This is a genomic window from Halorussus salinus (genome assembly GCF_004765815.2).
Taxonomy (GTDB): domain Archaea; phylum Halobacteriota; class Halobacteria; order Halobacteriales; family Haladaptataceae; genus Halorussus; species Halorussus salinus.
Genome location: NZ_SBIS02000011.1, coordinates 123,658 through 148,612 on the forward strand (window position 1 = coordinate 123,658; position 24,955 = coordinate 148,612).

Below are 24,955 nucleotides of genomic sequence, written 5' to 3' on the forward strand. Positions count from 1 at the left end.
TTCCAGTTCTCCGACGACCACCCAGACCGAAGCCCAACCAACACATAGAACCCGAACGTTTTCCCGCCCGTCCGACGCTCCTTCGAACATGGGCATCAGCATCGACGAGAAGCGGGTGTACGACGCCAGCGAGGGACCGACCCCGGTGTTCGTCGTCGGCGAGTTCGGGGTCGCCCGCGTGGACACCTCCGACGACCTCGTGGGCGAGTTCGGACTGGCCCACCGGTGTACGGCCCGCGACGCCGCGGGACGAGGAGGGCTCCTCGGGATAGCGACCGACGAGGAGTTACTGGTCGGCGTCTTCGGCGACGCCGAAACGGAAGTTGAGTTCGAACCGCTGGGCCTCGGCCCGACCGCGGCGGTCGGATTCGCGGCCGACGGGGAACTGGTGGCGGCCCGCGAGGACGGCACGGTCGTCCGCGGAAACGCGACGGGCGGCGGCGAGACGGGAGACGCGACGGGCGGCGACGAGACGGGAGCGACGAGCGCGGACTCCGGCGGGAGCGCGAGCGGCTGGACCGAACTCGGCGAACTGGACGACGTGCGAGCCATCGACGGCGACCTCGTGGCCGCCGAATCGGGCGTCTACCGGGCCGTGGGCGACGACCTCCAACACGTGGGCTTGGAGGAGGTCCGCGACGTGTCCGCCGCGGGCGTGCCGCTGGCCGCGACCGACGACGGCCTCTACAGGCTCGGCAACGGGTGGATGGACGTACTGAACGGAGCGTTCCGGGCCGTCAGTGCCGCGCCCGCGGAGACGGGTTCGTCCGCGAGGAGCCTCGGGTGGGCGCACGCCGCGGGCGCGGACGGCCTGTTCGCCCGCGAGGAGGGCGCGTGGCAGGCCGTCGAGTTGCCCGTCTCCGGCGAAGTGGTGGCGCTCGACCACGGCGACGGCGCGTACGCGGTCACGGCCGACGGAACGTTCCTGCTGTCGGTCGGCGACGGCTGGCACCACCAGGTTCTCGGATTACGGGGAGTCGAAGCGGTCGCCGTGCCGTCGGGCCAAAGAAACCTCTAGCTATTTCTAAGCAATATATTCAATAGTCTTACAAACGGCGGGCTATCTCTATCCGCACCGCCGATGCCGGACACGTCAGTGACGCCGACCGACGAGCCGCGATTGAAAACCGATTTACCCGCCGACGTACACCCCTCGCACATGATTATCAGCGGGTCAGCGTCCCAGTCGCTCGCGGCCGAACTCGCGGCCGCACTGGACGAACCTCTGGCGAGCGTCGAGTACGAACGATTCCCCGACGGCGAACTGCTGGCGGGCGCGCCCGGCGTCGCCGACGCCGAGGAGTCCCGCGCGGTCGTCGTCGCCTCGACGGTCTCGTCGGACGCCCACGTCGAACTCCTCCAGTTGCAGGACGCCGCCCGCGAGTGGGGTGCCTCGGAGGTCGTCACCGTCCTGCCGTACATGGGCTACGCCCGCCAAGACGAGGCGTTCGAGGAGGGCCACCCGGTCTCGGCCCGCGCCGTCGCTCGCGCCATCTCGTCGGGGACCGACCGCGTGCTGACGGTCGAACCCCACGAGGAGGCGGTCTGTGACTTCTTCGACGTGCCCGCCGAGTCGGTCGACGCCGCGGGACTCCTCGCGGACCCGCTGCCCGCGGACCTCGAAGAGCCGGTCTTCCTCTCGCCCGACGCAGGAGCGGTGGACATCGCCGAGACGGTCCGGGACGCCTACGGGTCGGGCGCGACCGACTACTTCGAGAAGGTCCGCCACTCCGGGACCGAGGTCGAGTTGACGCCGAGCGACACGGCCGTTGCGGGCCGCGACGTGGTGGTGACCGACGACATCATCGCCACCGGCTCCACGATGTCCGGCGCGGTCGAGATTCTGCGCGAGAAGGGTGCCTCGCGCGTGTTCGTCACCTGCGTCCACCCGATGCTGGCCGCCGACGCCTACACGAAGCTCTCGAAGGCTGGCGTCGAGTCGATTTGCGGGACCGACACTATCGAGCGACCGGTGAGTGAAGTCTCTGTCGCGCCCGTGCTGGCCGAAAAACTCTGAAAGAAAATCGTCGGTTTTCTACGCCTCTGCTTCCGCCAGCGGCGCAATCGCAATCTCCATCTCGACGCCTTCGACCTCCCACTCCTTGCGGTGGCCGTCCTCGACGCTCCCCACCTCGTCGGCGCGGACCTCCTCGCGTACGAGGTCCATGCGCTCGGCCACGAGGTCGGCCACGCGGTCGTCGGCGATAGCGAGTTCGAGGAGGATGCGTTCCTCGATGTCGAGGTCCATCTCCTTGCGCATCTCTTGGACGCGCCGGATGACCTCGCGGGCGTAGCCCTCGCTCTCGATGTCTTCGGTGAGTGCCGTGTCCACGTAGACGACGCCGCGCTGGTCGTCGTCGGTGTCGAAGCCGACGCCGGTGACGCCCTCGGGGGTCCGGGTGACGAACTCGACCATCTCGTCGGTCAGGTCCACGTCCATGCCGATGTCCTCCTCGACCGCCGATTCGAGCGCCGAGAGCGTCGGCTCCGCGATTTGGGCGTCGTTGAGCGCCTGCATGACCCGGCCAGCGTCGTCGCCGAACTCCGGCCCGAGGAGACTCATGTCGGCCTCGGCGCTGTAGTGGAGTTCGCCCCAGTCCTCGTCGGGCCCGACGAGTTCGATGGTGCGGGCGTTGAGCCGGTCGGCCAGCAGGTCGCGGTGACGCTCGACGGCCTCGACCGTGCGCTCGCCGTCGGCGGTGACCACGATGCGCGTGACGGGCCAGCGGAGCTTTCGCTCGGCCTGCTGGCGGGCGTTCGACCCGGCCTCCTCGATGGCGCGCAGGAGGCTCACGTCGGTCTCCAATTGGGCGTCCTGCCAGTACTCGTCGGCCTCGGGCCAGTCGAGCATGTGGACCGTGTCGTGGCCCTCCTCGCCCGTGAGCGTGCCGTAAATGGTCTCGGTGACGAACGGCGCGTAGGGTGCCAGCAGAGCGACGACCGTGGTCAGCACCTCGTAGAACGTGGCGTAGGCCGCCAGCTTCGAGTCGCTGTCCTCCTCTTCCCACATGCGCTCGCGGACGACCTGAATGTAGAACCGCGACACGTCCTCCACGACGAAGTTCAGGAGGACGGAGAGCGCCTTGTCCTGTCGGTAGTCGTCCCAGTGGTCGGTCATCTCGGCGACGACCGACTGGAGGCGCGCGAGGACCCACTCGTCCACGAGTTCGAGGTCGTCGTCCACGTCGTCCAAGGTGGTCTCCTTCGGGTCGAAGTCGTCCAGTCGCATGTAGGGGAGCGGGAACCGGAAGACGTTCCAGAGGATGTTGAGGTCCCGCTGCATCTCGCTCGTCTCGTCGTACGAGAAGCGCATGTCCTCGCCCTGCGGGTTCGCCGACAGCAGGAACATCCGCATCGGGTCGGTGCCGTACTCGTCGATGACCTCGTGGGGGTCCACGAGGATGCCCTTGGACTTGGACATGCCGCGGCCGTCGGGCATGTTGGCGTAGCCGTGCATCAGCACCTCGTCGTACGGGATTTCGCCGACGGCGGCCGTGCCCATGCCGAGTTGCGACCAGAACCACCCGCGGGTCTGGTCGTGGGCCTCCATGATGAGGTCGGCGGGCCACAGCTCCTCGAACTCGTCGTCCTTTTCGGGGTAGTCGAGCGTGCCCCACGAGGCGACCGAGGAGTCGAGCCACACGTCGAACACGTCGCCGACGCGGGTGTAGGTCGTGCCGTCCTGCGTGATGGTGAGGTCGTCCACCGTGCCCTTGTGGAGGTCCACGGACTCGGGGTCGATATCTTGGTCCACCTTCTCGGCTAGCTCCTCGCGGGTGCCGACGACGACGACGTTCTCCATGCTTCCGTCCCAGTCTTCGGGGGTCCAGATGGGGATGGGGATGCCCCAGTACCGCTGACGCGAGACGTTCCAGTCCGGGGCGTCTTCCACGAAGTCCCGGAAGCGATTGTCCCGTGCCCACTCGGGGTGCCACTCGCTGTCCTCGATGTTGTCCAGCAGTTGGTCTTTCACGTCGGTGATGGTGATGAACCACTGGTCGGTGACGATTTGGATGATGCCGGTGTCACACCGCCAGCAGTGGCCGTAGCTGTGGGTGGTGGTGCCCGACGAGAGCATCAAGTCCTTCTCTTCGAGGTCGGCGATGATTTCCTCGTCGGCGTCCTTGACGTACTGCCCGGCGTACTTGCCCGCCGAGTCGCCGTACACGCCGTCGCTCCCGACTGGACAGAAGATGTCCAGTCCGAGTTCGCGGCCGCGCTCGAAGTCCTCTTCACCGTGGCCGGGCGCGGAGTGGACGAGGCCGGTGCGGTCCACTTCCACGTAGTCGGCGGTGTAGACCTGCAGTGCGTCCTCGCCTTCGGCGTGGTCGGGGACCTCCTCGCGGAGGGGATGGTCGTACTTCCAGCCGACCATCTCGTCGCCCGTGACCTCGCCTTCGACTTCGTAGTCCGAATAGCGGCCCTTCTTCAGGACCTCCTCGACACAGCCGTCCGCGAGGTAGAGAACCTCCTCCTTCCCGTCTTTCGTCGCTCGGACTCGCTGGTAAGTCACGTCGCCGTCCACCGCGACGAAGGTATTAGCGGGGATGGTCCACGGCGTGGTGGTCCAGATGACCAGATACTCGTCGCTCGCGGGTTCACCGCTCGCGTCTTCCGAGACCGCCCCGTGGTCGGTCTCGCGAAGCGGGAACTTGACGTAGATGGACGGGTCGTCCACGTCCTCGTACTCGACTTCGTTGTTGGCGATGGCGGTCTCACAGCGCGGGCACTGGGAGATGGACCGCTGGCCCTGCTCGACCAGTCCCTTCTCGTGGGCCTGCTCGAAGCCCCACCACGCCGCTTCCATGTACTCGGGATTGACCGTCTTGTACGGGTCGTCCCAGTCCATCCAGACGCCGAAGGACTTGAAGTCCTCCTGCAAACCGTCGAGTTGGTCCTCGGCGAACTCCTTGCACTCTTGGATGAAGTTCTCCTCGCCGAACTCCTCGATGTCCTTCTTGTTCTCGAAGCCCAGTTGCTCCTCGACTTTCGTCTCGATGGGCAGACCGTGCATGTCGTAGCCCGGCCGGTCTGTCACGTCGTAGCCGGACATCCGGAGATACCGGATGTAGGCGTCTTTCAGGGTCTTGTTCCACGTGGTGCCCATGTGGGCCGCGCCGGAGGTGTAGGGCGGCCCGTCCACGAAGAAGAACGTCTCGGCGTCGGCGCGATGCTCCGTTGCTTTCTCGTAGGCGTCTACCTCGTCCCAGTAGTCGAACACCCGGTCTTCGACCGCGTCGGGGTCGTACTGGTCCTCGACTTCGCCGAACCTGCTCATACCTGTCCTGTGCTTCTACTGAGTTAAATCGGGTTCGGTTGTGCAGTTGGAACTGTCGGCGGCGACGGAGCGAAACACCCCAACGACTCCCGCACTGTTTTTACGCCGACCTTCGTAGTCGCTGGCATGACAGCGACGCCCTACGAGCGTCTTCGGGAGAACGCGACCGAGGTGGTGAGCATGCTGGTCACGGGCATCTGGCTCGCGGCGATGTTCACCGGACAGGACTGGTGGCTCGCCGCGCTCCTGTTCGGCTACGTCGTCGTCGTTCCGGTGGCCGAACTCCTGTTCGGCGACGAGGAGGACGACGGCGAGTGGTGGGACGACGAGGCCGACGAACGCGAAGCCGACGCCGAGACCGACGAACGCGGAGACGAATCCGACGACGACGCGCTGGAGACGCTCAGAGACCGCTACGCTCGGGGGGAACTCACCGACGAGCAGTTCGAGCGAAAGTTGGAGCGACTCCTCGACACCGAGACGTTAGAAGACGTTGAGGACCGCGCTCGCGCCCGCGAGGAGCAGACCGAAAAGTCGTTCGACCGGTCGTCCTGAGCCTCGCCTTCCCGGTCGAGCGAGTCAAGAAGCCTCAAAATTGATACGTCGCGGCGTCGAACGCTGGGACAGCCATGAGCCAAGACGACTGCATCTTCTGTCAAATCGTGGACGGCGACATCCCGAGCCGCAAGGTCTTCGAGGACGACACCGCGATGGCGTTCCTCGACGCGAACCCCCTCGCGCCGGGCCACACGCTCGTCATCCCGAAGGACCACTACGAGACGCTCGAAGACACTCCCGAAGACGTTGCCGCCCACGTCTTCGGCGCGCTCCACCGCCTGAACACCGCGGTCGAACACGCCGTGGACGCCGACGGCACCAACGTCGCGTTCAACAACGGCGAGGCCGCCGGACAGGAGGTCCCGCACGTCCACGGCCACATCATCCCGCGGTTCGACGGCGACGGCGGCAACCCCATCCACGCGGTGGCGGGCCAGCGCCCGGACCTCACCGACGACGAGTTGGACGAAATCGCCGAGGAGATTCACACCCAGCGCGACTGAGCGAAGCGACCCGACGGCCGGGCCAGCCAAGCATACGCTTTTATATCAGGGCGAAGCAAGCTCGCAGTAATGACACGTTCGACTGCCGCGCTCGTCGGCGCGACCGGCGGCGCTGGCACGACTCGACTCGCCGTCGAACTCGGCGCGACGCTCGCCCGCGACGGCCGCGAGGTCGCCGTTCTGGACGCCGACTTCGCCACCGAAGGGCTGGCCCGCCACTGCTCGGGCCGCATCGACCCCGACGTGACGAGTCTCCTCACCGAGGAGCGACCGCTCGCCGACGGCCTCCGGGAACATCCCGCGACCGCCGACCTCGCGGGGCGACTCGAACTCTGCCCGGCGCGCGGCCCGTTCGAGCGACTCGCACGGGCGAAGACCGCCGAGGCCGCCCAACGGTTCGGGGACCTCCTCGGCGAGGCCGCGAGCAGGTTCGACCACGTGCTGGTGGACGCGCCGCCGGTCGCCGCGAATCAGGCCGTCGCGGCGGTGACGAGCGCCGAGCGGGTTGCGGTCGTCGCACCCGCGAGCGAGCGCGGCGTGGACGCGCTCCAGCGCACTCGCGGGCGAGTCGCCGACGTGGGCGCGAGGGTGGACGCCGTAGTCGCGAACCGCGCTACCCCCGACCATCCGCTCCGGAGCGCCGACGCCGCGGTGCCAAGGGGTGACTCCTCGACCGTCGCGGACGTGCCCGCCAGCGCGCCGGAGCCGGAAGCGACCTTCGCGCCCGCCGTGGCACACGCCGCGGAGGTCGCGTTAAACGCCGAGTTGGGACTGGAGTTCGAAGAGTCCGGACTGTTCGACTTCGACGCGGGCGAACTGTTGCCCGACGCGCTCTCGGAGTAGAACGGGAGAAACGGAAGCAGACCTATATTTTTCAGAATTCATTAGTAGAATTTATACCGTGTGAACTGATAACGTTCAGTGGAGGTTCAGAGAATGCTCTTCACCACGCCGTTCGACTGTGGCATCCACAAGTGTCTCCCCGTGTAGAGGTCGGGCGAGACGTTGATAGCGAGTCGAATCGCCAACAAGCCGAATCCAATACGTCACTTTTCGCACCCGCCGGAGACTCACGAAAACACTCCTCGATACGTCTCCGTCCACTGCCTACGTTCTCTAGTCGATTTTCCTATATTTAATTATATTTAATATAGATTATTTCGTAACTGATGGTTAGATTTATTATATTTCTCTTCGATTTGTCGATAGGAGGTGACAGATAATGATTAGCATCCGTCCGTTCGGCTGTGGCGCGTTCGCGTGCGACCCCCGCCCGTGGTAACCGACCGTCGGAACGCAACCGACGCCCGCATCGTCCTCAAATCAAATCCGTTACAGTGCTTCTCGCTTCCGAGAGCGCGTCTCGATTTCTATCGTCGCGCATCGACTGAACCCCGGAGACGACTTCCCGCGCACCGTCGAGCGGTTCGTGGGTCTCGACGAACGTCGCCAGCGCGAACTCCGTCTCGCTCGCGCCCGCGAGTTCACGGGCCTCGGTCCGGGAGAGGTCGGCCGCGAGCCAGTCGCGGAGAATCTGATGAGCGCGCGGCGTCAGCGGCGAGACGCCCTCGCACCCGAGGAGGTGGAGAGTCTTCGAGGCCGTGATGGGCGCGACGCCCGCGTCGTGGGCGGCGTCGCCGACCGAGGTGCCCGCGGTGTGTGCATCGACGATGGCGGCCGCCGAGGCGGCGTCGCAGGGCAGGTCGTCGGCGAAGTCGGCGAGTCGCTCTCGGAGGCCCTCCTCGGTTCCGGCGTCGGCCGTGGCGTCCACCGACGCGACGCCGCGGTCGCGCTGTTCGGTGGTGACTTCGAGTCCGTCGGCGATGTCCGAGAGTGTCACGTCCGAGGGTTGTCCCGTCATCGACTTAAGCGTCGGTGACAGGTATCGAACCTGATAACCGGTAGCGCGACGAAACCTACCGATTACCGGTACGCTCTCCGGAGCCGAGTCGGGCGTTTCTCCCGAAATCTTCCTTCCTTTAAATACCGTTTCGGCCGAAGTTTGGAGTGTAATGAGCAAAGCACACGCACCGACCGAGACGTGCCCGGAATGCGACGGCCGACTGACCCCCGACGGCGGCGAGACCGTCTGTGACGACTGCGGACTCGTGGTCGCCGAGGACCGAATCGACCGCGGTCCCGAGTGGCGGTCGTTCGCGGACGACGACACGCAGAAAGAGCGGACCGGCGCGCCCCTCACACGGTCGCGCCACGACCGCGGACTGACGACCGAAATCGGCCACGACAGCGACCTCCGGTTGACCGGTCGCAAGCGGCGGCGCGTCGCCCGAATGAGAAAGCACCACGACAGGGCCAAGATAGGCTCGAAGACCGAGCGCAATCAGGTGTACGCCTTCACCGAGATTCGGCGGCTAGTGAGTTCGCTGGACCTCTCGAACAACGTGCGGGACCGCGCCTGCGTGCTGTTCGAGTCCGCCCAGTCCGAGGACCTGCTCCGCGGTCGGTCGCTGGAAGGGTTCACCGCCGCGGTGGTGTACGCGACGTGTCGGACCTCCTCGGTCTCGCGCACGCTCGACGAGGTGCTGGACGTGGCGCGGGCGACCCGGAGCGAACTCAAGACCGCCTACGACGTGATGAACACCGAACTCGGCCTGCCGACCGGTCCCATCGACCCCAAGCAGTACCTGCCCCGGTTCGCCAGCCGACTCGACCTCCCGACCGCCGTGGAGCGCGAGGCCGCCGAACTGGTCGAGGAGGGCCACGACAGGAACCTGATTTCGGGCCGGAACCCCGGCGGGTTCGCCGCGGCGTGTCTGTACGCCGCCGCGCTCGGGACGCGCCACCGGATGACCCAGAAAGCGGCCGCCGAGGTCGCGGACGTGACCGCGGTGACGCTCCGGTCGGCGTACAAGGACTTACAGGACTGAGCGTTTTCGCCGAGCAGTTCCGCCCGCTATCGAACCGACGACCGCGAATCGAACGCCAGACGCGACTCTTCTGCGAGGTCCCGGAACCGGTCGGCGGGGCGGCTCTCGGGCGCGAGGGCCGCCACCGGCGAGCCGTTGCGATGCGCGCGCGCCACTCGGTCGTCGTCGGGAATCGACACGACGGGGGCACCGAGCGCCCGCCGGACCTCGGCGGTGGGCGGGTTCTCACCGGTCCGGTTGAGCGCGACGGCGGCCAGTCCGGCGTCGAGTTCGCTGGCGAGCGCGCGGGTCCGGAGCGCGTCGGCCAGCGCGAACTCGCGGGGCGCGGTGACGAGAACCGCGGCGTCGGCCGCCAGCAGACCCATCCCCACGTCGGCGGCCATACCCGCCGGACAGTCCACGACGACCGACCCGTAGGTCTCCTCGACCGCCTCGACCGCCGAGACGAGGCGGGTCACGTCGCCAGCGCGCGCTCCGGCGAGGGTGCGCCCGCAGGGGAGGAGAGCGACCGGTCCCTCCTCACAGACCGCTTCGAGGGGGTCGGCCCGCCCGGCCAGTACGTCGTGGAGGTCCGGGCCGCGCCCGGCCGCGAGGTCGGCCATCGCGAGGTCGGCGTCCACGACCACGGCGTCGAGTTGCGCGCCGAGTTCGAGCGCGACGGTGGACTTGCCGACGCCGCCCTTGCCGCCCGCGACGGCCAGAATCACGGCGACCGCCCCGAGCGCCCGCGAAGCGCGTCGATTCGGTCCGCGACGGTCCCGAGCGCGGCCCGGTCGGCCGGTCGGAGGCCCGGTCCGGACTCGCCGGGTCGGGCGTCTGCGCGCTCCTCGACGGCCGAGAGCCACTCCTCGACCGGTTCCGGGATAGGTCGGTCGGGAACCGGCGCATCGTCCGTCTCCGACTCGGAGACTGATGACACGGAGTCGGCGGACGAGTCGGCCGCGGAGGACTCAGCCGCGGGGGAGTCGGGGGTCGGCACCGCGTCGGCGGGCGGCCGCGGGTCGCCGAGCGACCGGACGACGCCCTCGGGGGTCCCGTCGGCGGCGACCTCCTCGGGGTCGGTCTCGGAACGAGACTCGGACGACCCGGCGCGCTCGGACCAGACGATTTCCGCGGGAGGGTTCGCCAGCGCGTCGGAATCGTGGGAGACCTCGGGACCGCGAGGAGCGTCGGCGTCGGATTCGTCCACGGGACTCGCGTATCCCAACGCCCGCCGGTCGCGGGCCGGGACGACGCCCTCGAAGCCGCCGTCGTCCCACCCCGCGGCGGGGACGCCTTCACACCGCGGCGGCCAAATCGGCCCGGCGAGGAGGTCGGCGATCCGAACCCGGCGAGGAACGTCGCTCGGATTCCGGACGACCAGCGTCACGAGCGCGACGCCAGCGCGGCGTTCGACCTGCGAGTCGAGTTCCAGCATGGCCGTGGTTCGTCCCGTCTTCGGTGATAAAGGTGGACCCGAGTCGGGGCGCGTCGCGCCGAACGCTTCCGCGGCTCGAAGACGAACCGGTAGCCGAGCCGACGAGTGAAGCCGACTAAATCTACCTTTAGCACTTCTATACCATTCTTTAGCACTCCTGTATAATTCTCAAAGAAACCTATAGAACTCTACACCCGGACTACGGGAGCGTCCACCCACTCCGCGAGCGCATCGACGCGGTCGAACGACTCGACCGTGCCGACGACGACCGGCGCGTCGAGAGCCGCGACGCGAGCGACCGCGAGCGCGGCCGAAACCGGCGGCTCGGCATCGACCGGCAGTTTCTCGCGGGCCTCCTCGAACGCCTCGCGCACGTCGTCGGCCAACGACTTCCGGGCGCTCCGGCGGAGGTTCGCCGCGCGGTCCTCCAAGCGCAGTCGCTCCCGGCGGCGCTCGCGGTCGGCGCGGGCCTGCTCGCGGGCGCGGGCCAGCGTCTGCTCGGCCGCGATGCGCTCGGTTTCCGCCTCCGAGAGGAGTCGCGTGGTCTCCGCGAGGTCCGCCTCCGCGTCGGTCGGGTCGGCGTCCGCCTCCCGGAGCGCCCGCACGCGCCCCCGGAGGGTGGCGACCTCCTCGCGTAACTCCTCGGCCGCGTCGGTGGTCTCGGCGACCCGGCGGCGGGCGTCCCGCAGGTCGATGGCGGGCGCGTCGAGGTCGTCGAGGAGGTCCCGGACTTCCGCGAGGGCGTCGGCCTGCGGCGGGGCGTGACCCCGCGAGCGCGCGGCCGCCGCGAGCGCGGGCCGGAGCGACCACGCCATTCCGGCGCGAATCGCGCCGACGTGGGCGTGGGCCGGACCCGGCGGCGGGCAGTCGATTGCCACCGGGGAATCCGTGTTCTCGTCGCGAATCGCCTCGGCGACCGCGGTGATTTCGAGGTCGTAGCTCCGGAGGTCGATGACGTTGCCCGTCCGAGTCTCGTCGGCGACGCGGACCCTCATAGCTCCGCGTCGCGCATCGCGTCGGCGTCGGGGTGGTCGGTGCCGACCGCGAACTTGGCGTAAGGTGTACTCGCGTGGTCGCGCTCCTCGTAGGCCGCGGCGGCGTCCCGGACCGACTCGGGGACCTCCTCGAACTCGTTGAACGTGGTGGTTCGTTCGAGTTGTACGTCGCCAGCGTGTTTCTCGCGGAGGCGCAACGCCAGAAACGCGCCGAGTTCGGTCGCGTCCAGCAGGGCGGCGCGGCCGAACCGCTGGACGACCGCCTCGTCGTGTCGGTTACAGACGTTCCGGAGGGTCTGGCGCGCGGCCCGCGAGTACGTCACGACCAGTAGCACGGGCGTAGCTTGCCGTCCGTTCGATTTTAAAATTATCCTCTCGCTCCGGGCGACCTGCGGACGACTATCTGCTCCGGACGACCCACTCGCCCTCCTCGCGTTCGACCACCGTGTCGAACAGCGAGGTGAGCGTGCTGACGGTCTGCTGGTCGCAGGCCTCCGGGTCGAGGTGGAAGTGTGCGGTCGCGTCGGCCGTGTCGAACCGACCCGTCAGGACGTGGAGGAACTTGTAGATGGTCTGAAGGTCGGCGTACTGGAGCAGCGCCGTCAGCGAGTCGAAACACGCGACGGTCTCGTTGTCGTTGTCGCCCCACTCCTTGAGAATCTCGCTGAGTTTGATACCGAGACCGGTCAGGTCGCCCGGATTCGAGAGCGGTTCCACGATGTCGCTGGTCGGCGCGGGTCCGGCGCTGTCGCCCACCGCCGCCGAGGCCGACCGGGTCGTCTCGCCGACGCTGACGATGCGTGCGTTCCGGGGGCGCTCGTCGGTGTGGGATAGCCAGTCCCGGATACAGGCGTCGGCCGACCGCGTGTACGTGACCCACAGGACGTTCTCGTCGGTGTCCCCCGTCGGCGTGAGGAGGTCGTGGCACGCGTCGTCGGTGGCCTCGTGAATCGACGGCGTCAGTAGCAGAACGCAGGCCCCCTGCTCTACGTCCGCCCGGAGTGACTCGCTCTCGTCGTGGCCCTTGCTTCGCATTGTGATGTCCCGTGCGTGCTGATTCGACTGGTTGGTACGTCTGAACGGATACTCCTACGGGAACCTACCTTATTTATTTTCCTTTGTCATTCACGTGCGACCGAAGTCGTGAGCCTCGTCGCGGGTCCGCGAGTCGTCGAACGCGGGACGGTTAGCTCAGTTCCCGGACCTCGACCGCCGACTCGTCGGTCTCGACGCGCTCGGCCACGTTCTCGCGGGCGCGGGACGCCGATTCGGCGACGACGACGACGCCCTCCGCCTCGTCGGTGCCGGAAGCGCGGTAGACCGACAACTGGTCGTCCTCGAACTCGGTGGCGTACGTCCGGAGGACGTTCACGACGCGGCGCTCGGTCGCGCGCAGGTCGGCCTCGCCCGACTCGAAGTCGGCCAGCGCCTCCTCGACGTTCCGAAGCGCGGAGATGCGGTCCATGCTACGTCGTCCGGAGGTGGTCGGTCGAAGGCTCGTACACCTCGCCTTTCTGTTTCAGTTTGTCTATCTCGTGTTCGGCCTTCGAGTGTTCGAGGCCGATCTCCTCGGCGCGGTCCAACACCACGTCCATCGGCGCGCCTTCGTCGTAGTCCTCCTCGATGTCAGCGATGAGTTGCTTGATGTTCTTGATGCGGTCGCGCTGGGACTTCGAGGTCCCGGTCTCGACCACGTCGGCGTCGAACTGGCCGGTCTCGGGGTCCACGCCGATGTCCTGCAGGCAGGAGCGCGTAATCGAGACCGCGCGCTCGGCGTCTTCCTGTTCGACCTCGTCGGAGAGACGGACGCGCGCGCTGGCCTCCGAGAGGCGGACCAACGCCTCCAGTTTCCGGGCCGTCACCGGGACCGGAGCGTCCTCGTCGGCCCCCTTCGTCCGGAGGTCCACGTAGAAGTCCTCGATGGTCCGTTTGGCCTCGTCGGTCATCGTCGGGAAGCAACTGCGCTTTGCGTACGCGATGTACTTGCGCAGGAGGTCGGGGTCGATTGCGGGCGCGACCTCCTCGGTCTGGCTCTCGACCTCCTCCTCGGAGATGTTGGGCGCGCTCATTTCGGTCCGCTGGGTGTTCAACTGCCCGGCGTAGTTGGTCTGGATGATGTGCTGGGCGAGGCGCTTGTCGTGCTCCTCGTCGGGCTGGTCGGTGACGGTGAAGATGAGGTCGAACCGCGATATCAGGGCGGGTTCGAGGTCTATCTGCTCGCCGATGGACTCGTACTGGTCGAACCGGCCGTACTTGGGGTTCGCCGCCCCGAGGAGCGAACACCGGGACTTGAGCGTCGCGTTGATGCCCGCCTTCGAGACCGAAATCTTCTGCTGTTCGAGGGCCTCGTGCATGGCCGAGCGGTCCTCCGAGTTGTGAACGACCATTCCGTTGGCGACGAAGTTGTGTGTTCCCTCGACCGTCAGGTCGTACACCTTCGGTTCGGAACTCGCTTCGATTGCATCCAGCAGTCGCTGGGCCTCCTCGCGGACGTTCCGGACGTGATCGAGTGCAACCGCTTCTACTTCAGGGAAGCGGTCGGTCTCCACGACGCCCCTGAACCACCGCGAGACGGTCGAAGGGGCGACATCTAAATCGTCGGCGAGAGCGGCGAGCGAAACGTCGTGTCGGTCGAGTTCGTCACGCAGGTCGCTCCATGTTCCTCCCGACGGTTGGGTCGCCAACAGGTTCCGTGCCGTTTCGACGCTATTCTCGGGCGAACACGTCAAAAGGTCGGCGAGTTCGCCGCGCATCAGTCGCTTTCGGTCGGTTGCCTCGCTCGCCGTCGTCGCGTCCACGGACTCGACGCGCCGCCACTTCACGTCGCCGTGAACTAACGACCGGAACGGGTCGAGATCGGTGTCGGTAACGGACGTGACGAGCGTAGAGAGTCGGTCGCACACGACGGCACGGAGGTCGTCGTTTCGACCCCATTCCCGAGAAATCATCTGTTGAGTGTACTCGGTTCCGTCGGCGAGTTCGCTCTGCGACGCATGGTATCGGTCTTTGACCTCGGTGAGCGTCGCCCAGTCGCAGTCGCCGGTCAGCGTTTCGAGAGTAGCGGCGGCGTCTCGCTTGCGGTCCTCGAATGCGTCTAGGATACGTCGAGCCAAGCGAAGCGAGACGTTTGCGTCGTCGTTCTCGAAGTTACAGTACGTCGCGTCGTCGAGTCCACACTCCGACTGATAGAGTCGAAGTGACTTCCGAATCTCGGCGATCAAATCGCCACACTCCGGAATCACGTCGAGTATTGTCCGGTCGCCGGATGCCGATTCGCAGACGGCCTCGAGTGACGACTGTTTTCGGTCAAGCGTGAACCCGATGTGACTGTCGAACGCTTCGAGTGAGTCTGCCGCCGTGATAGCGAGGAGATACATATCCCGACCCGTGTCGTGTTCACGGGTCTGAATCTGGCTCGTCACGCCGAACTCCAAGAGCAGACTCTTGACGCCGAGTAGCAACTCGTAGCTGGACGAGTGAATCGTGACGTTCCCCGTCTCCGGATCGACGCTCCCTTCACTATCCGCCAATGCCCGGATGAAGGCCGCCTTCGTGGCAGATGGTGCGTCGGTGACGCCGTCGGGGAACGCCTTCTCGTCGTACGTTTCGAGGTTCATCCCCGCATCAAGTACCGCGTCGGCGTACTCGCGCCCCGGAAGGCGAACGGTCTCGACACCGTCGTCGCGCTGTTCGCTCGGCGGTCGAACCGGGTGTGCGTCGAACGCTTCCCGGCACGCTCTCTCGAAGTCCAGTAGCAGCTCTTCTTCCTTGTTGATGAAACGAATCCCGTAGACGCCCTCGTCACGGTCGTAGTATACGTTTCCATCGCCGGAGAGATACCCGAGAACTGCGCCGAGAGACGGTTCCGTACCCGTCGGTAAGTCGGCCGATTCTGATGTCTCGACAGCAGTTCCGCCGTCTGTCGTCGGCTGAGACAACTGGCGCGGTACGTACACCCAGTCGCCAGCGTCGAGTTCTGCGGCAGGCGTCTCGACTCGCTGGCCGTCTTCGAACACGAAGAACGGGTGGTCGTGAGTCGCGGTCAACTCCTCGCCCGACTCGACGCTGACCGTCGTCACTTCCTCCGGAGCGTCGTACTCGTGGACCGCCGTAACTGGGCGCTTGACGAGCCGCCCGTCGTCGGTCATCGTCCACGCTTCGAGGTCCACATCCCGAATCGTGCGCCCGTTCGGAAGCTCCTCGATAGTGCCCGTGTCGGCGGCTTCGCGTGCGAGGTCCCGAATGCGCGAAACCCGGCCGTCGGCGAGGTGAACGAGCGTGTCGCCGGTCACACAGCGCATCTTGTCTAACTCGTCCACCGCTGCGATGCCTTGGTCCGCGAGGACGAGCGCACCCGCTTCGAGCGTCCACTGCTGGCCGTCGCCGAAGTCGTCTCTAACAGCCGCCGCCGTAAGTCCTGCCGAACTGCTACCCTTCCCAGACGTGTACACAGACCGTGGCGCGATATTCTGCACGTAGGAAATCATCTGCGAGTTGTGCGAGAGAACTCCATTAGAGACGTAGCTGTGTGTCCCTTCGACTTCGAGGTCGTACACCCAGTCGTAGTCCGGTTCGACGGTTTCGATGGCTTTGATTGGAGATGTTCCGACCTTCGAACCGAGGAGCCAACTCGAATCCCCTCCTGCCCGATTTGTGACTCGTGTCCCGCCGTCGGTCAGCGCGGGGTGACTCTGCTTACTGACTGCCACGGAGTCCCCTTCTCCGAGATTTTCGGCCCGAACTGCATCGAACGAGCCACCGGACTGAACGAAGAGCGGATGCGACGGCGTAACTTCGAGTTCCGACCCACTGGCCGTCCGAATGCGATACATCCGCTCCGGTGTTTCGCGCTTCCAGACTTTCGTCGCGCGCCGCTGTTCTAACGACCCCCGAGGAGTGAGAGACGGGAGTTCGAAGTCTACGTCGTCGTAGACGCCGTCGTCGATTGGCTGAGGGTCGTTCAAGTTCTCCTCCACCAATTCCCGAATTTCGCGCTCGGTCCCGTCTGCGAGCGTGATTCTCGTATCGCCTTTGACACACTTCCCCGTACCGGGGTCCCCGATGAGGAGCATGTGCAGGTCCCCGCGAATCCGCGACTCGTCGGGGAGGTGTTTGGTCACGCCCGAGAACAGTTGGAGAATCATCGCCAGTTTCTCCTCGTCGTAGCCGTAGATGGCCGGGGCCATCGAATCGACCATCTGCTCGTAGATGTCGTCGGACTGGGAGAGTTCGACGATTTCCTGCTTGTCCTCGTCGGTGATGTCCATCTCCTCGAACTGCTCGTCCTCGATGGTCACCGAGATGCCGTCCATGTACACGTCGAAGACCGCGGACTTGTCCTGTCCGCTCCCCTGCTGTTCGAGGTGGAGGACGCCCGTGACCGTGACGTGGTCGCCGGGCGTCACCTCGCCGGTGATGTCGTCCTCGATGTGAACGTCGAGGCTCTGGGGCGTCTCCCCGCCCCGGAGTCCCTCGGGACTCTCTTGGACGCGGAGTTTCTGGGAGTCCACGAACTCCGACTGGTCGAAGTTGATCTGGAAGGGACCCTGTCGCTCACAGCCCTGACACTCGTGGGGTTCCTGAAAGTCGCCGCCGCTCTGGGGGATGTAGGTCAGCGTCCCGCACCGCTGGCACTCGAAGGCGGCCTCCTGAATCTTCGGCCGAACGTCGGTCGCCTTCCGGACGATGCCCTGCACGCTGACCATCGTGTTGACGTGCCGGGCGCGAATCTCCCGGATGTCGGTACTCTGGTCCAGATTCTGCACGCGGACGTGGGCCTGCCCGAGGCTCACGTCCACCGGGAGGTCGTACAGGCGCAGGGCCTCCTCGGCGTACTCGCGTAGCTGTTCGGGTTGCGAGAGGAAGTCGTCCGCGAGGTCCGAGTCGTAGCGATAGAGGTCGGTCCAGTCTACGTACAGCGACCGCTGTTCGTTCGGGTAGTTCTGCGCGAGTCGCCCGATCTCGTCGCTGTAGTACCGCCGGTAGAACTGCTCGAAGTTGTCGATAAGCTCCGTATTCTCCGCGCGAGCCATTCACCAGAAACGTAGTTCTTCCTCCGGTAAGAAGGTTCGTAAAGCACGCTGAAAGTGAACGAGCGGTGACGGCCACGGGTCGCGTCGCGTTCTTTCCCGTCGCGTTCCTCCCCACTGCGTCTCTTCCCGTCGCGTCTCTCCTCGTGTCGTCTCCTACATATCGAATTCTCGATTATTTCGATCGCAGACGACCGAGGAGTCCGTTCGGCCTCGTCGGGCCACGGAAACCCACCCCGGCAACGTTGGAGTTTTATTACTGATGATTGTGAAACCGGCGCATATGTCAGTTTCGGATAATAGTGTCGCCCACGAACTCGATCCGGCGACGGCCGGGGCCGAGTTCGAGTCGGCGTCGGCGGTCGGCGAGAAACTGGACGCGTTGGAGAACAGGGCGGTGTGGCTGGACGCCGAGTTTCGCCTCCCGTTCACCGACTTCCGGGTTGGCGTCTCGACTATCGTCGGGCTGCTTCCCGGCGTCGGCGACGGTGCGATGATGGTGCTGGCGGCGACGCTGGTCTACCACGGGACGGGACTCGGCGCGCCGACGTGGACGCTCGTGAAGATGTCGGTCATCCTGCTAGTCGAGGGGATCGTGGGTGCGATTCCCATCGTTGGTGACCTCGTGGGGCTGGTCTGGTCGGCGAACGTCGGGAACGTGGGACGGCTCCGGCGACACGAGGAGACACTCGACGGCTCGACTAACTGGCTGTTCGTGCTGTTGCTAGCGTCGCCGTTCATCCTGTTCGTGCTGGCACTGGGGAGTCTACTATGAGCCGCCACGAAGCGCCCGCGTACTTCTGCGCGACCGAGAGGGTCGGTCGGAATCCACCGGACGAGTCCTGCGTCGAGGGACGACTCTTCGTCGAGGACCGGCGACTCGTCTGCGGTGCCGGGGACCCGACGGTCCAATCGGGGTACGTCGGGAAGGTAGACGACCACGCCGGTTCGACAGTCAGGCGATTTCTCGGCGGTTTCAAGGGCTTTCAGGAGTTCGAGGTCGAGGAGGCCGCGAGTCGAGAACGGACCCGCTCGGTCGCGTTCGCCGGAGTGACCGGCGTGGAGTTCGCCGAGTGGCAGGGAAGCGAGTTGAAGGGCGCGGACCGGACCTACGCGGTCGTGGTGGACGCCGCCGAACTGACTGGCGAATCACTGGTGATACAGCTCGGCCGCGGCTGGCGAAATCGCGGGAGCGGGCGACAGCGCCACGCGGCGCTCGCTCGCGTCGTCCGCGCGCTGTCGGCGGAGGCCGACGCCGAATCGGACGCCCCCCCGGCGAACAAGGTCGCATCGGGCGATAGCGGAGCAGTCGCGTCGGGCGGTAGCGGAACAGTCGCGGCGACCGCCGCGACAGCAAGCGGAGCGACGACCGAGACAGCAAGCGGGGCGACGACCGAGATAGCGAGCGGCACGACTGGCGGCGAGACCGACGCGTCGGGATTCGACGGCGAGACCGGCGACACGACGCTCGTCGCACGCAACGACACCGGAAGCCCGGTCAGCGCGCGCATCGGCTGTCGCACCGACGAGGGCACCGAGTTCGCCGAGGACGTGACGATACCGAGCGGGGAGCGCGAGGAGTGGACCGACCTCCCGGCGGACCGCGCGTTCGAGATCGGCGTCAGCGTAGAGGGCGGCGACAACGCGCTCACCGAGTTCGAGGGAGCCGAGACCGTCCGCGGCGACATCCACGTCTACCTCGCGCCCGACGACGTGGTCGTAGACACCTCGACGCCCGGCAGCGTCGCCACCGGCGCGACCGAGACCGAAACCGCGGGGACGACCGCCGAACGCACGGACGCGACGCCGGACCGCCGAGGAGCGACGAGCGACGCCGCGGTCGAATCGACCCGCGAGTCGGCCTCGGAGGGCAGTCGGCTGAAATCGGCGGGCATCGCGCTCGTCGGCGTGGTCGTCTGGTTCGGGTCGGCGCTCCTGCAACCGAGCGTCGCGTTGCCCGGCCGCGGCGTCCCCTACTCGGCGGACCCCTCGCTCGTCCAGACTCTAGAGACGGCACAGGCAGTGGTTGCGTTTCTCGGCGTCGGTGTTCTCCTCTACGGCCTCTACAGCTTCGTAACCGGCGGGAAGTGAGAGAATCTGATACGGTGATTTGGACCGAAGGCGAATGGACCCCGACGAGTCCGTCACAGAATCGCAGAAGCTGGATGGGACCGCCCGGATTCGAACCGGGGTTATCGGCACCCAAGGCCGAAAGGATACCAAGCTACCCCACGGTCCCGCACGATTTAGTAGACGGCAGGCCGTGTAAAGAGTTTCGTTTAGGTCGGCGAAAAGCGACCCGTCGGCACTCCTCAGACCACGCCCCAAATCGCGGCGATGCCGAGCGTCGTCGCCACGGCGAACAGGAGTTGGAGGGGCGCGCCGACCCGCACGTAGTCGGTGAACTTGTAGCCGCCGGGACCGTAGACGAAGAGGTTCGTCTGGTAGCCGACCGGCGTCATGAACGCCGTCGAGGCCGCGAACGTGACCGCCAGCACGAACGCGAAGGCGTTGGCGTCGAGTTGTCTGGCGGCCTCGGCCGCGACCGGAATCATCAACACGACGCTCGCGTTGTTGCTGACGATGTTGGTCAGCACCGCGGTCACGACGTAGAACAGGCCCAGTACCGCGATGGGTGGCAGGAAGGTGGCCGACGCCACCAACAGGTCCGCGATGAGGTCGGCCGCACCGGTCTGTTCCATCGCGATGCCGAGCGGGATGACCCCCGCGAGCAGGAAGATAACGTCCCACTCCACCGCGTCGTAGACCTCCGGTGGCTTGAGGACGCCGGTCAGGACCATCACGAGCGCGCCCGCCAGCGCCGAGACCATGATGGGAAGCACGTCGAGGGCGGCCACCGTGACGACGGCCCCGACGATGCCGATGGCCAGCGGAATCTTCGACTCGCGGTAGTCGGGCCGGTCTATCTCTTGGGCGACGATGAAGTCCCGGTTGACGTTCAACCGCGAGATGCTGTCGGGGGTCGCCTGCACCAACAAGGTGTCGCCGACCTGCAACTCGGCGTGGTCCATGCGCTTGCGGATGTACTCCGGGCCGCGCCGCAGGGCCAACACGGTCGCGTCGTAGCGGTCCCGGAAGTTCGCGGTGGCGAGCGTCTCGCCGACCAGCGACGACCGAGGAGCGATGACGACTTCCACGAGGCTCCGGTCGGCGTCCTCGCCCGCTAGCTCCTCGTCGTCCACGTCAACGTCGGGCAGGAGTCGAAGCCCCTCGGTGTCGGTGAGGTCCAACAGCGTCTCGCGGTCGGTCCGGAGCGCGAAGATGTCCTCGGCCTGAATCTGCTTCTGCCCGAGCGGTTCGCCGAACGTCTTGCCCCCGCGGACGAGTTGCACGAGGTCCACGTCGAAGTCGGTGTCCGCGAGCGCGTCGGCGACGGTCCGGCCGACGAGCGGCGAGTCGTCGGTGACGACCACTTCGGTCAGGTACTCCTCTAACTCGAACTCCTCGGTGAGGTCCTCGCGCACGGGGATGCGAGCGGGCGTGAGCCACCGACCGACCGTCATGAGGTAGGCCGCGCCGACGATGGAGACCAAAATTCCGAGCGAGGTGAACTCGAACATCGAGAAGGCTCCGAGTTCGGGGTACACCTCTGGGTTCTGCGCGCCGAGTCGCGCCGCGAGGTCGCTGGCGAGGATGTTGGTCGAGGTGCCGATGAGCGTGAGCGTGCCGCCGAACATCGAGGCGTAAGAGAGGGGGAGCAGGAGCTTCGACGGCGAGGTCTTGCCCTCGTGGGCGAGGTCGGTCACCATCGGCAACAGGATGGCGACCGCGGCGGTGTTGTTGATGAACCCGGAGATGGAGCCGACGACGCCGATAGTCGCGCCGAGCTGGCGGTCCTCGTCGTCTTTGGTGAACGCCGCTATTTTCCGGCCGAGAATCTGGACCGCGCCGGTCCGCTGGACGCCGTAGCTCAGGATGAACATCGCCAGCACGGTGACGGTCGCGGAGCTAGCGAACCCCGAGACGCCCTCGGCGGGCGAGACCTCGGTCCACGGTTCCAGCACCATCAGCGCGACCATGATGCCGATAGCGGTGATGTCGATGGGGACCGGTTCGGTCGCGAACAGCACCAGCGCCGCGAGGATGACGAGGAACACGACGACGATGCTCGGCGTCAGCGAGAGTGCCACGTCGAATACATCTCACGGCGAGAGCAAAAATGGTGCGGACTGCGCGGCGACGGCCCGACCGTCGGCCGACCGCTCGGCGGCGACGGTCAGTGGTCCCAGACCGAGACGTGACCGCTCCCGGTGACGACGACCAGAAAGCCGTCGATAGCGAACTCGAACTGCCAGTGGCCGTCGGACGAGCGGCGCTCGAACAGCGTGTCGAGCGCCTCCAAATCCACGGCCTTGTAGAGTTCGAGGTCCCGGTCGGTCGGGTCCACCCCCTCGACCGAAGCGACCGCTTCGATGATCGTCTGACTCAGCGACGCGTCCCCGTCGTGGTGGGTCTCGTAGACCGGGACTCCCCCGCGAGGAGGTCCATTACCGTCTGCTGTCGCCATCGAGACGGTCTTCGAGTGAACCCACTATTAAATCCCGGCAGACGAGCGTCAGACGAAGGTCAATCTACCGAATGATTTCCGAGTACCGCGATAGACCGGTATTTCTCCGTCTCACGGGGGTTCGAAGACAGCGAGTTTAATCTCCGAACCGGAACCGACTCGAAACTCTCGAATCGGCCGACGACGCCGAAAGCGGGAACGGGTACTCCTCGCGCGGGACGTGTAATCGGGGACGCGATACGACCGGCTACAATTAGCCGAAGATGGGCATGTTCGGGTGCCCGTTCGTCGTCACGTCCTCGCCGAACACCGTCACCGACAGGTCACCGAAAATCGGCATGTTCGGGTGGCCGTCCGTAGTCACGTCTTGGTCGAACACCGTCGCCGACTTGTCACCGAAAATCGGCATGTTCGGATGACCCTCGGTCGTCGCGTCCTGACCGAACACCGTTACCGACTTGTCACCGAAGATTGGGTTCGGGTGGCCGTCGGTCGTCGCGTCACCCGCGGCAGCGGCGGGCGAAGCCAACAGTGCGAGCGAGACGCCAACTACTACGAAAAGTGTGGTAATCCGTTTCATGGTATCTATGGGCGATTATACCCGAGATACTAGTTACCACTTATTGACTTAAATTTTTGGGTTTGTAGTTTGTATGAATTCAAGGATTGTAACCCATTCTACTCTTCTTCGCCGTGGAGTTCGAGTTCCGCGACGATTTCGAAGGGGTGGTGGTCCTTTCGCACCCCGTCGAGAATCTTGAACGCCTCGTCGGGCGCGAGGAAGTGGCTCGTGACGACGCGGCCGAGGTCGGTCGGTTCGAGTCCGTCGATAAAGCCGTATTCGAGCAACTTCCCGAGCGCGTGCTTGGTCGGAATCTCGCCGATCATCCGGTCGCCCAGTCGCTTGGCCTCCGCGCCGCCGACCGTGATGTTGGCGAGGGTCTCCTCGACCGCGGAACTCTCGTCGTAGAGCGTCCGGACGTTCTCCATCTCGCCCTTGAGGAGTTTGAACGCCACCTCGTCTTCGGTCATCTCCATGCTGTTGTGGTAGGACGTGTCCGGTTCCACGAGGACGTACACCTTCCCGCGGTCGTGGTAGTCCGGGCGACCCGCCCGCCCGAGCATCTGGTGGAACTCCTGTACGGAGAGCCACTCGATGCCCATCGCGAGCGTGTCGAAGATGACCTGCGAGGCCGGGAAGTCCACCCCGGCCGCCAGCGCCGCGGTCGTCACGACCGCCGCGAGGTCCTGATCGGCGAACATGCGTTCGACCTTCTTCCGGCGGCCGTAGTCGAGTCCGGCGTGATACGGCGCGGAACTGTACTCCAGTTGGCGAGAGATTTCGTGACACCGACGCCGGGAGTTGGTGAAGATGATAGTCTGACCCCGGTAGCCCTGCGAGGACTTGCTGTCGTACTCGCGCCTGACGAGTTTGTTCTCGATGTCGGGCTTCTCCTTGCCGTCGGCGAAGGTGACGTGGCGTTCGAGGGGCACGGGACGCTCCTCGAACTCCACGAGGTTCGCCTCCAGCGACTCGGCGAGACTGGAGGGGTTGCCGACCGTCGCCGAGAGGTAGACCCACTGCGCCCCGCCGTAGTCGTGGCTTTGGGCGGCGCGGTTCTCGCAGTAGTGCTTGAGTCGCGCGATGAGTCCGTCGAGGCGGTGGCCCCGGTCCTGCTCTTTGAGCGTGTGGACCTCGTCGATGACGACGGTCCCGATGTCGCCCAAATTGCGGCCGGTCCGGAGCGCGTGGTCGATGCCTTCGTAGGTGCCGACGATTACGTCGGCGTTCGGGTCGAAGGCGTGGCCGTCGTCCCGGACGCGACTCGCGCCCACGCGGATGGTCACGTCCACCAAATCGCCGTACTCGTCCTCGAAGTCCTCGTGTTTCTGGTTGGCGAGCGCGACCAGCGGGACCAAAAAGAGCATCTTGCCCTTCCCGTTCAGCACGCGGTCGATGCCGGTCATCTCGCCCACGAGGGTCTTGCCGGTCGCGGTCGCGCTCACGACGAGTTGGTCCTCGCCGTCGAGGAGACCGTTCTGAACCGAGAGGCTCTGGACCGGGAGTAGCTCCTCGAACCGCGGTTCCAGCAAGTTCTGGATGCCCGGATGGAGACCGAGCGAATCGACCCGGATGTTGTCCACGTCCTCGACGTTCGCGCTTATCTCGTCGAACTTCGTGAGGTCGGGGTCGAGTTGCCCCTTCAACAGATTCGTGATGCGTTCCAAGTCCTGCACTTCCAACAGGAGGTCTTCGAGGCGGTTTCGGGCCTCGCTCGTCATGTCACCTTGGAAGGAGAGTTCCCGCTCCAACTCTTCTTTCGCGCAGTCGGGACAGATGTACTCGTCGCCGGTATCGACCGCGGTGTCGCCGGTGATGGGCGAGTAGTGGCCGCTCGACGCGCAGAACCGGCAGGTGCGGACGGCCTTCGCGTCGAGTTGGTAGGCGTCGAGCATCTCCTGTAGCTCGTCGCGGGCGGCTTTCGAGGTCTGCTGAGAGATGCGGATGCGGTCGGCTCGGCGGGCGATCTCCACGAACTGGTCGGGACTGCGGGGCTCCTCGCTCGTCCCGCGCTTGACGCGGAACTTGCCGGGTCGCGGACCGGCGCTCGTCTCCTGTAGTTCGAGTTTCGACTGGAAGACGCGCTCGCCGTCCCGATTCACGACCGCGACGTAGTCGCCGGACGACTCGTGGAGGAACAGCGCGTCTACCTGCGGGACCTGCTTCGACACGTTCGCGGATAATAGCTCGCGGTATT

General features: G+C 65.9%; 21 protein-coding genes and 1 tRNA gene. 8 read left to right on the plus strand and 14 right to left on the minus strand.

Annotated elements, in window-relative coordinates:
- The first annotated feature begins 88 nt into the window (after positions 1-88).
- Positions 89-1,018, plus strand: a complete 930-nt coding sequence (locus tag EPL00_RS20000) for an HVO_0234 family beta-propeller protein (RefSeq protein WP_135854868.1) — start codon at positions 89-91, stop codon at positions 1,016-1,018.
- A gap of 141 nt (positions 1,019-1,159) precedes the next feature.
- Positions 1,160-2,017 carry a ribose-phosphate diphosphokinase gene (locus EPL00_RS20005; protein WP_135854867.1) on the plus strand — a complete coding sequence of 286 codons (858 nt, stop codon included), beginning with the start codon at positions 1,160-1,162 and terminating at the stop codon, positions 2,015-2,017.
- Between the two features lie 18 nt (positions 2,018-2,035).
- Here EPL00_RS20005 and ileS read toward each other — a convergent pair whose 3' ends face one another.
- A complete protein-coding gene (gene ileS / locus EPL00_RS20010) occupies positions 2,036-5,278 on the minus strand; it encodes an isoleucine--tRNA ligase (RefSeq protein WP_135854866.1) in 3,243 nt (1,080 codons plus the stop codon).
- A gap of 126 nt (positions 5,279-5,404) precedes the next feature.
- Between ileS and EPL00_RS20015 the strand changes: the two genes are divergently transcribed.
- The 3 genes from EPL00_RS20015 to EPL00_RS20025 all read left to right on the plus strand — a co-directional run bounded on the left by EPL00_RS20015 (position 5,405) and on the right by EPL00_RS20025 (position 7,182).
- The gene (locus EPL00_RS20015) at positions 5,405-5,833 is read left to right on the plus strand and encodes an SHOCT domain-containing protein (RefSeq protein WP_135854865.1); all 429 of its coding nucleotides are present in this window, start codon (positions 5,405-5,407) and stop codon (positions 5,831-5,833) included.
- 74 nt (positions 5,834-5,907) lie between these two features.
- Positions 5,908-6,339, plus strand: a complete 432-nt coding sequence (locus EPL00_RS20020; RefSeq protein WP_135854864.1) for an HIT family protein — start codon at positions 5,908-5,910, stop codon at positions 6,337-6,339.
- A 69-nt stretch (positions 6,340-6,408) separates the two neighbouring features.
- Entirely contained in the window at positions 6,409-7,182 is a 774-nt protein-coding gene (locus EPL00_RS20025; protein ID WP_135854863.1) for an AAA family ATPase, read from the plus strand.
- Positions 7,183-7,657: 475 nt separating this feature from the next.
- Here EPL00_RS20025 and EPL00_RS20030 read toward each other — a convergent pair whose 3' ends face one another.
- Positions 7,658-8,179, minus strand: a complete 522-nt coding sequence (locus tag EPL00_RS20030; protein ID WP_135854994.1) for a DUF7858 family protein — start codon at positions 8,177-8,179, stop codon at positions 7,658-7,660.
- A 172-nt stretch (positions 8,180-8,351) separates the two neighbouring features.
- On the opposite strand from EPL00_RS20030, the gene EPL00_RS20035 reads away from it, so the two are divergent.
- Positions 8,352-9,227, plus strand: a complete 876-nt coding sequence (locus EPL00_RS20035) for a transcription initiation factor IIB (protein ID WP_135854862.1) — start codon at positions 8,352-8,354, stop codon at positions 9,225-9,227.
- Positions 9,228-9,253: 26 nt separating this feature from the next.
- Here the strand turns inward: EPL00_RS20035 and EPL00_RS20040 are convergent, their stop codons facing one another.
- From EPL00_RS20040 to EPL00_RS20070, 7 genes are all read right to left on the minus strand, one after another.
- On the minus strand, positions 9,254-9,934 hold the full coding sequence (locus tag EPL00_RS20040; RefSeq protein ID WP_135854861.1) for a MinD/ParA family ATP-binding protein: 681 nt from the start codon (positions 9,932-9,934) through the stop codon (positions 9,254-9,256).
- Positions 9,931-10,644: a DUF7857 domain-containing protein gene (locus tag EPL00_RS20045; RefSeq protein WP_135854860.1), complete on the minus strand. Its 714-nt coding sequence runs from the start codon at positions 10,642-10,644 to the stop codon at positions 9,931-9,933. The genes EPL00_RS20040 and EPL00_RS20045 overlap by 4 nt, the downstream gene beginning before the upstream one ends.
- 188 nt (positions 10,645-10,832) lie before the next feature.
- Positions 10,833-11,639 (minus strand): DUF7856 family protein, encoded by an 807-nt coding sequence (locus EPL00_RS20050; RefSeq protein WP_135854859.1) that lies wholly within the window; start codon positions 11,637-11,639, stop codon positions 10,833-10,835.
- Positions 11,636-11,974, minus strand: a complete 339-nt coding sequence (locus EPL00_RS20055; RefSeq protein WP_135854858.1) for a DUF7855 family protein — start codon at positions 11,972-11,974, stop codon at positions 11,636-11,638. The genes EPL00_RS20050 and EPL00_RS20055 overlap by 4 nt, the downstream gene beginning before the upstream one ends.
- Positions 11,975-12,038: 64 nt before the next feature.
- On the minus strand, positions 12,039-12,674 hold the full coding sequence (locus EPL00_RS20060; RefSeq protein WP_238398258.1) for a DUF835 domain-containing protein: 636 nt from the start codon (positions 12,672-12,674) through the stop codon (positions 12,039-12,041).
- 151 nt (positions 12,675-12,825) lie between these two features.
- Positions 12,826-13,104, minus strand: coding sequence for a DUF7854 family protein (locus EPL00_RS20065; RefSeq protein ID WP_135854857.1), 279 nt, complete (start codon positions 13,102-13,104; stop codon positions 12,826-12,828).
- 1 nt (position 13,105) lies between these two features.
- Positions 13,106-17,671, minus strand: a complete 4,566-nt coding sequence (locus tag EPL00_RS20070; RefSeq protein ID WP_135854856.1) for an LAGLIDADG family homing endonuclease — start codon at positions 17,669-17,671, stop codon at positions 13,106-13,108.
- A 280-nt stretch (positions 17,672-17,951) separates the two neighbouring features.
- Here EPL00_RS20070 and EPL00_RS20075 point away from each other — a divergent pair, with 280 nt between their 5' ends.
- Together EPL00_RS20075 and EPL00_RS20080 are read left to right on the plus strand one after the other, a co-directional pair.
- A complete protein-coding gene (locus EPL00_RS20075; protein ID WP_162224281.1) occupies positions 17,952-18,443 on the plus strand; it encodes a DUF4112 domain-containing protein in 492 nt (163 codons plus the stop codon).
- A complete protein-coding gene (locus tag EPL00_RS20080) occupies positions 18,440-19,759 on the plus strand; it encodes a hypothetical protein (RefSeq protein ID WP_135854854.1) in 1,320 nt (439 codons plus the stop codon). The genes EPL00_RS20075 and EPL00_RS20080 overlap by 4 nt, the downstream gene beginning before the upstream one ends.
- A 75-nt stretch (positions 19,760-19,834) precedes the next feature.
- Here the strand turns inward: EPL00_RS20080 and EPL00_RS20085 are convergent.
- The 5 genes from EPL00_RS20085 to EPL00_RS20105 form a co-directional block, all read right to left on the minus strand.
- Positions 19,835-19,907: transfer RNA gene (locus EPL00_RS20085), tRNA-Pro, on the minus strand.
- 73 nt (positions 19,908-19,980) lie between these two features.
- Entirely contained in the window at positions 19,981-21,795 is a 1,815-nt protein-coding gene (locus EPL00_RS20090; RefSeq protein WP_135854992.1) for an SLC13 family permease, read from the minus strand.
- Positions 21,796-21,905: 110 nt separating this feature from the next.
- Complete coding sequence (locus EPL00_RS20095) at positions 21,906-22,196, minus strand: HalOD1 output domain-containing protein (RefSeq protein ID WP_135854853.1); 291 nt, start codon at positions 22,194-22,196, stop codon at positions 21,906-21,908.
- Between the two features lie 253 nt (positions 22,197-22,449).
- Positions 22,450-22,776, minus strand: coding sequence for a hypothetical protein (locus EPL00_RS20100; RefSeq protein ID WP_135854852.1), 327 nt, complete (start codon positions 22,774-22,776; stop codon positions 22,450-22,452).
- A 98-nt stretch (positions 22,777-22,874) separates the two neighbouring features.
- Positions 22,875-24,929 (minus strand): DEAD/DEAH box helicase, encoded by a 2,055-nt coding sequence (locus tag EPL00_RS20105; RefSeq protein ID WP_135854851.1) that lies wholly within the window; start codon positions 24,927-24,929, stop codon positions 22,875-22,877.
- Positions 24,930-24,955 lie beyond the last annotated feature (26 nt).

Excerpts from the sequence above, each read along its gene's own strand:
- EPL00_RS20095 (WP_135854853.1), bottom strand. The coding sequence starts at position 22,196 with ATGGCGACAGCAGACGGTAATGGACCTCCTCGCGGGGGAGTCCCGGTC.
- ileS (WP_135854866.1), bottom strand. The coding sequence starts at position 5,278 with ATGAGCAGGTTCGGCGAAGTCGAGGACCAGTACGACCCCGACGCGGTC.
- EPL00_RS20070 (WP_135854856.1), bottom strand. The coding sequence starts at position 17,671 with ATGGCTCGCGCGGAGAATACGGAGCTTATCGACAACTTCGAGCAGTTC.
- EPL00_RS20080 (WP_135854854.1), top strand. The coding sequence starts at position 18,440 with ATGAGCCGCCACGAAGCGCCCGCGTACTTCTGCGCGACCGAGAGGGTC.
- EPL00_RS20025 (WP_135854863.1), top strand. The coding sequence starts at position 6,409 with ATGACACGTTCGACTGCCGCGCTCGTCGGCGCGACCGGCGGCGCTGGC.
- EPL00_RS20020 (WP_135854864.1), top strand. The coding sequence starts at position 5,908 with ATGAGCCAAGACGACTGCATCTTCTGTCAAATCGTGGACGGCGACATC.
- EPL00_RS20100 (WP_135854852.1), bottom strand. The coding sequence starts at position 22,776 with ATGAAACGGATTACCACACTTTTCGTAGTAGTTGGCGTCTCGCTCGCA.
- EPL00_RS20045 (WP_135854860.1), bottom strand. The coding sequence starts at position 10,644 with ATGCTGGAACTCGACTCGCAGGTCGAACGCCGCGCTGGCGTCGCGCTC.
- EPL00_RS20075 (WP_162224281.1), top strand. The coding sequence starts at position 17,952 with ATGTCAGTTTCGGATAATAGTGTCGCCCACGAACTCGATCCGGCGACG.
- EPL00_RS20050 (WP_135854859.1), bottom strand. The coding sequence starts at position 11,639 with ATGAGGGTCCGCGTCGCCGACGAGACTCGGACGGGCAACGTCATCGAC.
- EPL00_RS20015 (WP_135854865.1), top strand. The coding sequence starts at position 5,405 with ATGACAGCGACGCCCTACGAGCGTCTTCGGGAGAACGCGACCGAGGTG.
- EPL00_RS20000 (WP_135854868.1), top strand. The coding sequence starts at position 89 with ATGGGCATCAGCATCGACGAGAAGCGGGTGTACGACGCCAGCGAGGGA.
- EPL00_RS20005 (WP_135854867.1), top strand. The coding sequence starts at position 1,160 with ATGATTATCAGCGGGTCAGCGTCCCAGTCGCTCGCGGCCGAACTCGCG.
- EPL00_RS20035 (WP_135854862.1), top strand. The coding sequence starts at position 8,352 with ATGAGCAAAGCACACGCACCGACCGAGACGTGCCCGGAATGCGACGGC.
- EPL00_RS20060 (WP_238398258.1), bottom strand. The coding sequence starts at position 12,674 with ATGCGAAGCAAGGGCCACGACGAGAGCGAGTCACTCCGGGCGGACGTA.
- EPL00_RS20065 (WP_135854857.1), bottom strand. The coding sequence starts at position 13,104 with ATGGACCGCATCTCCGCGCTTCGGAACGTCGAGGAGGCGCTGGCCGAC.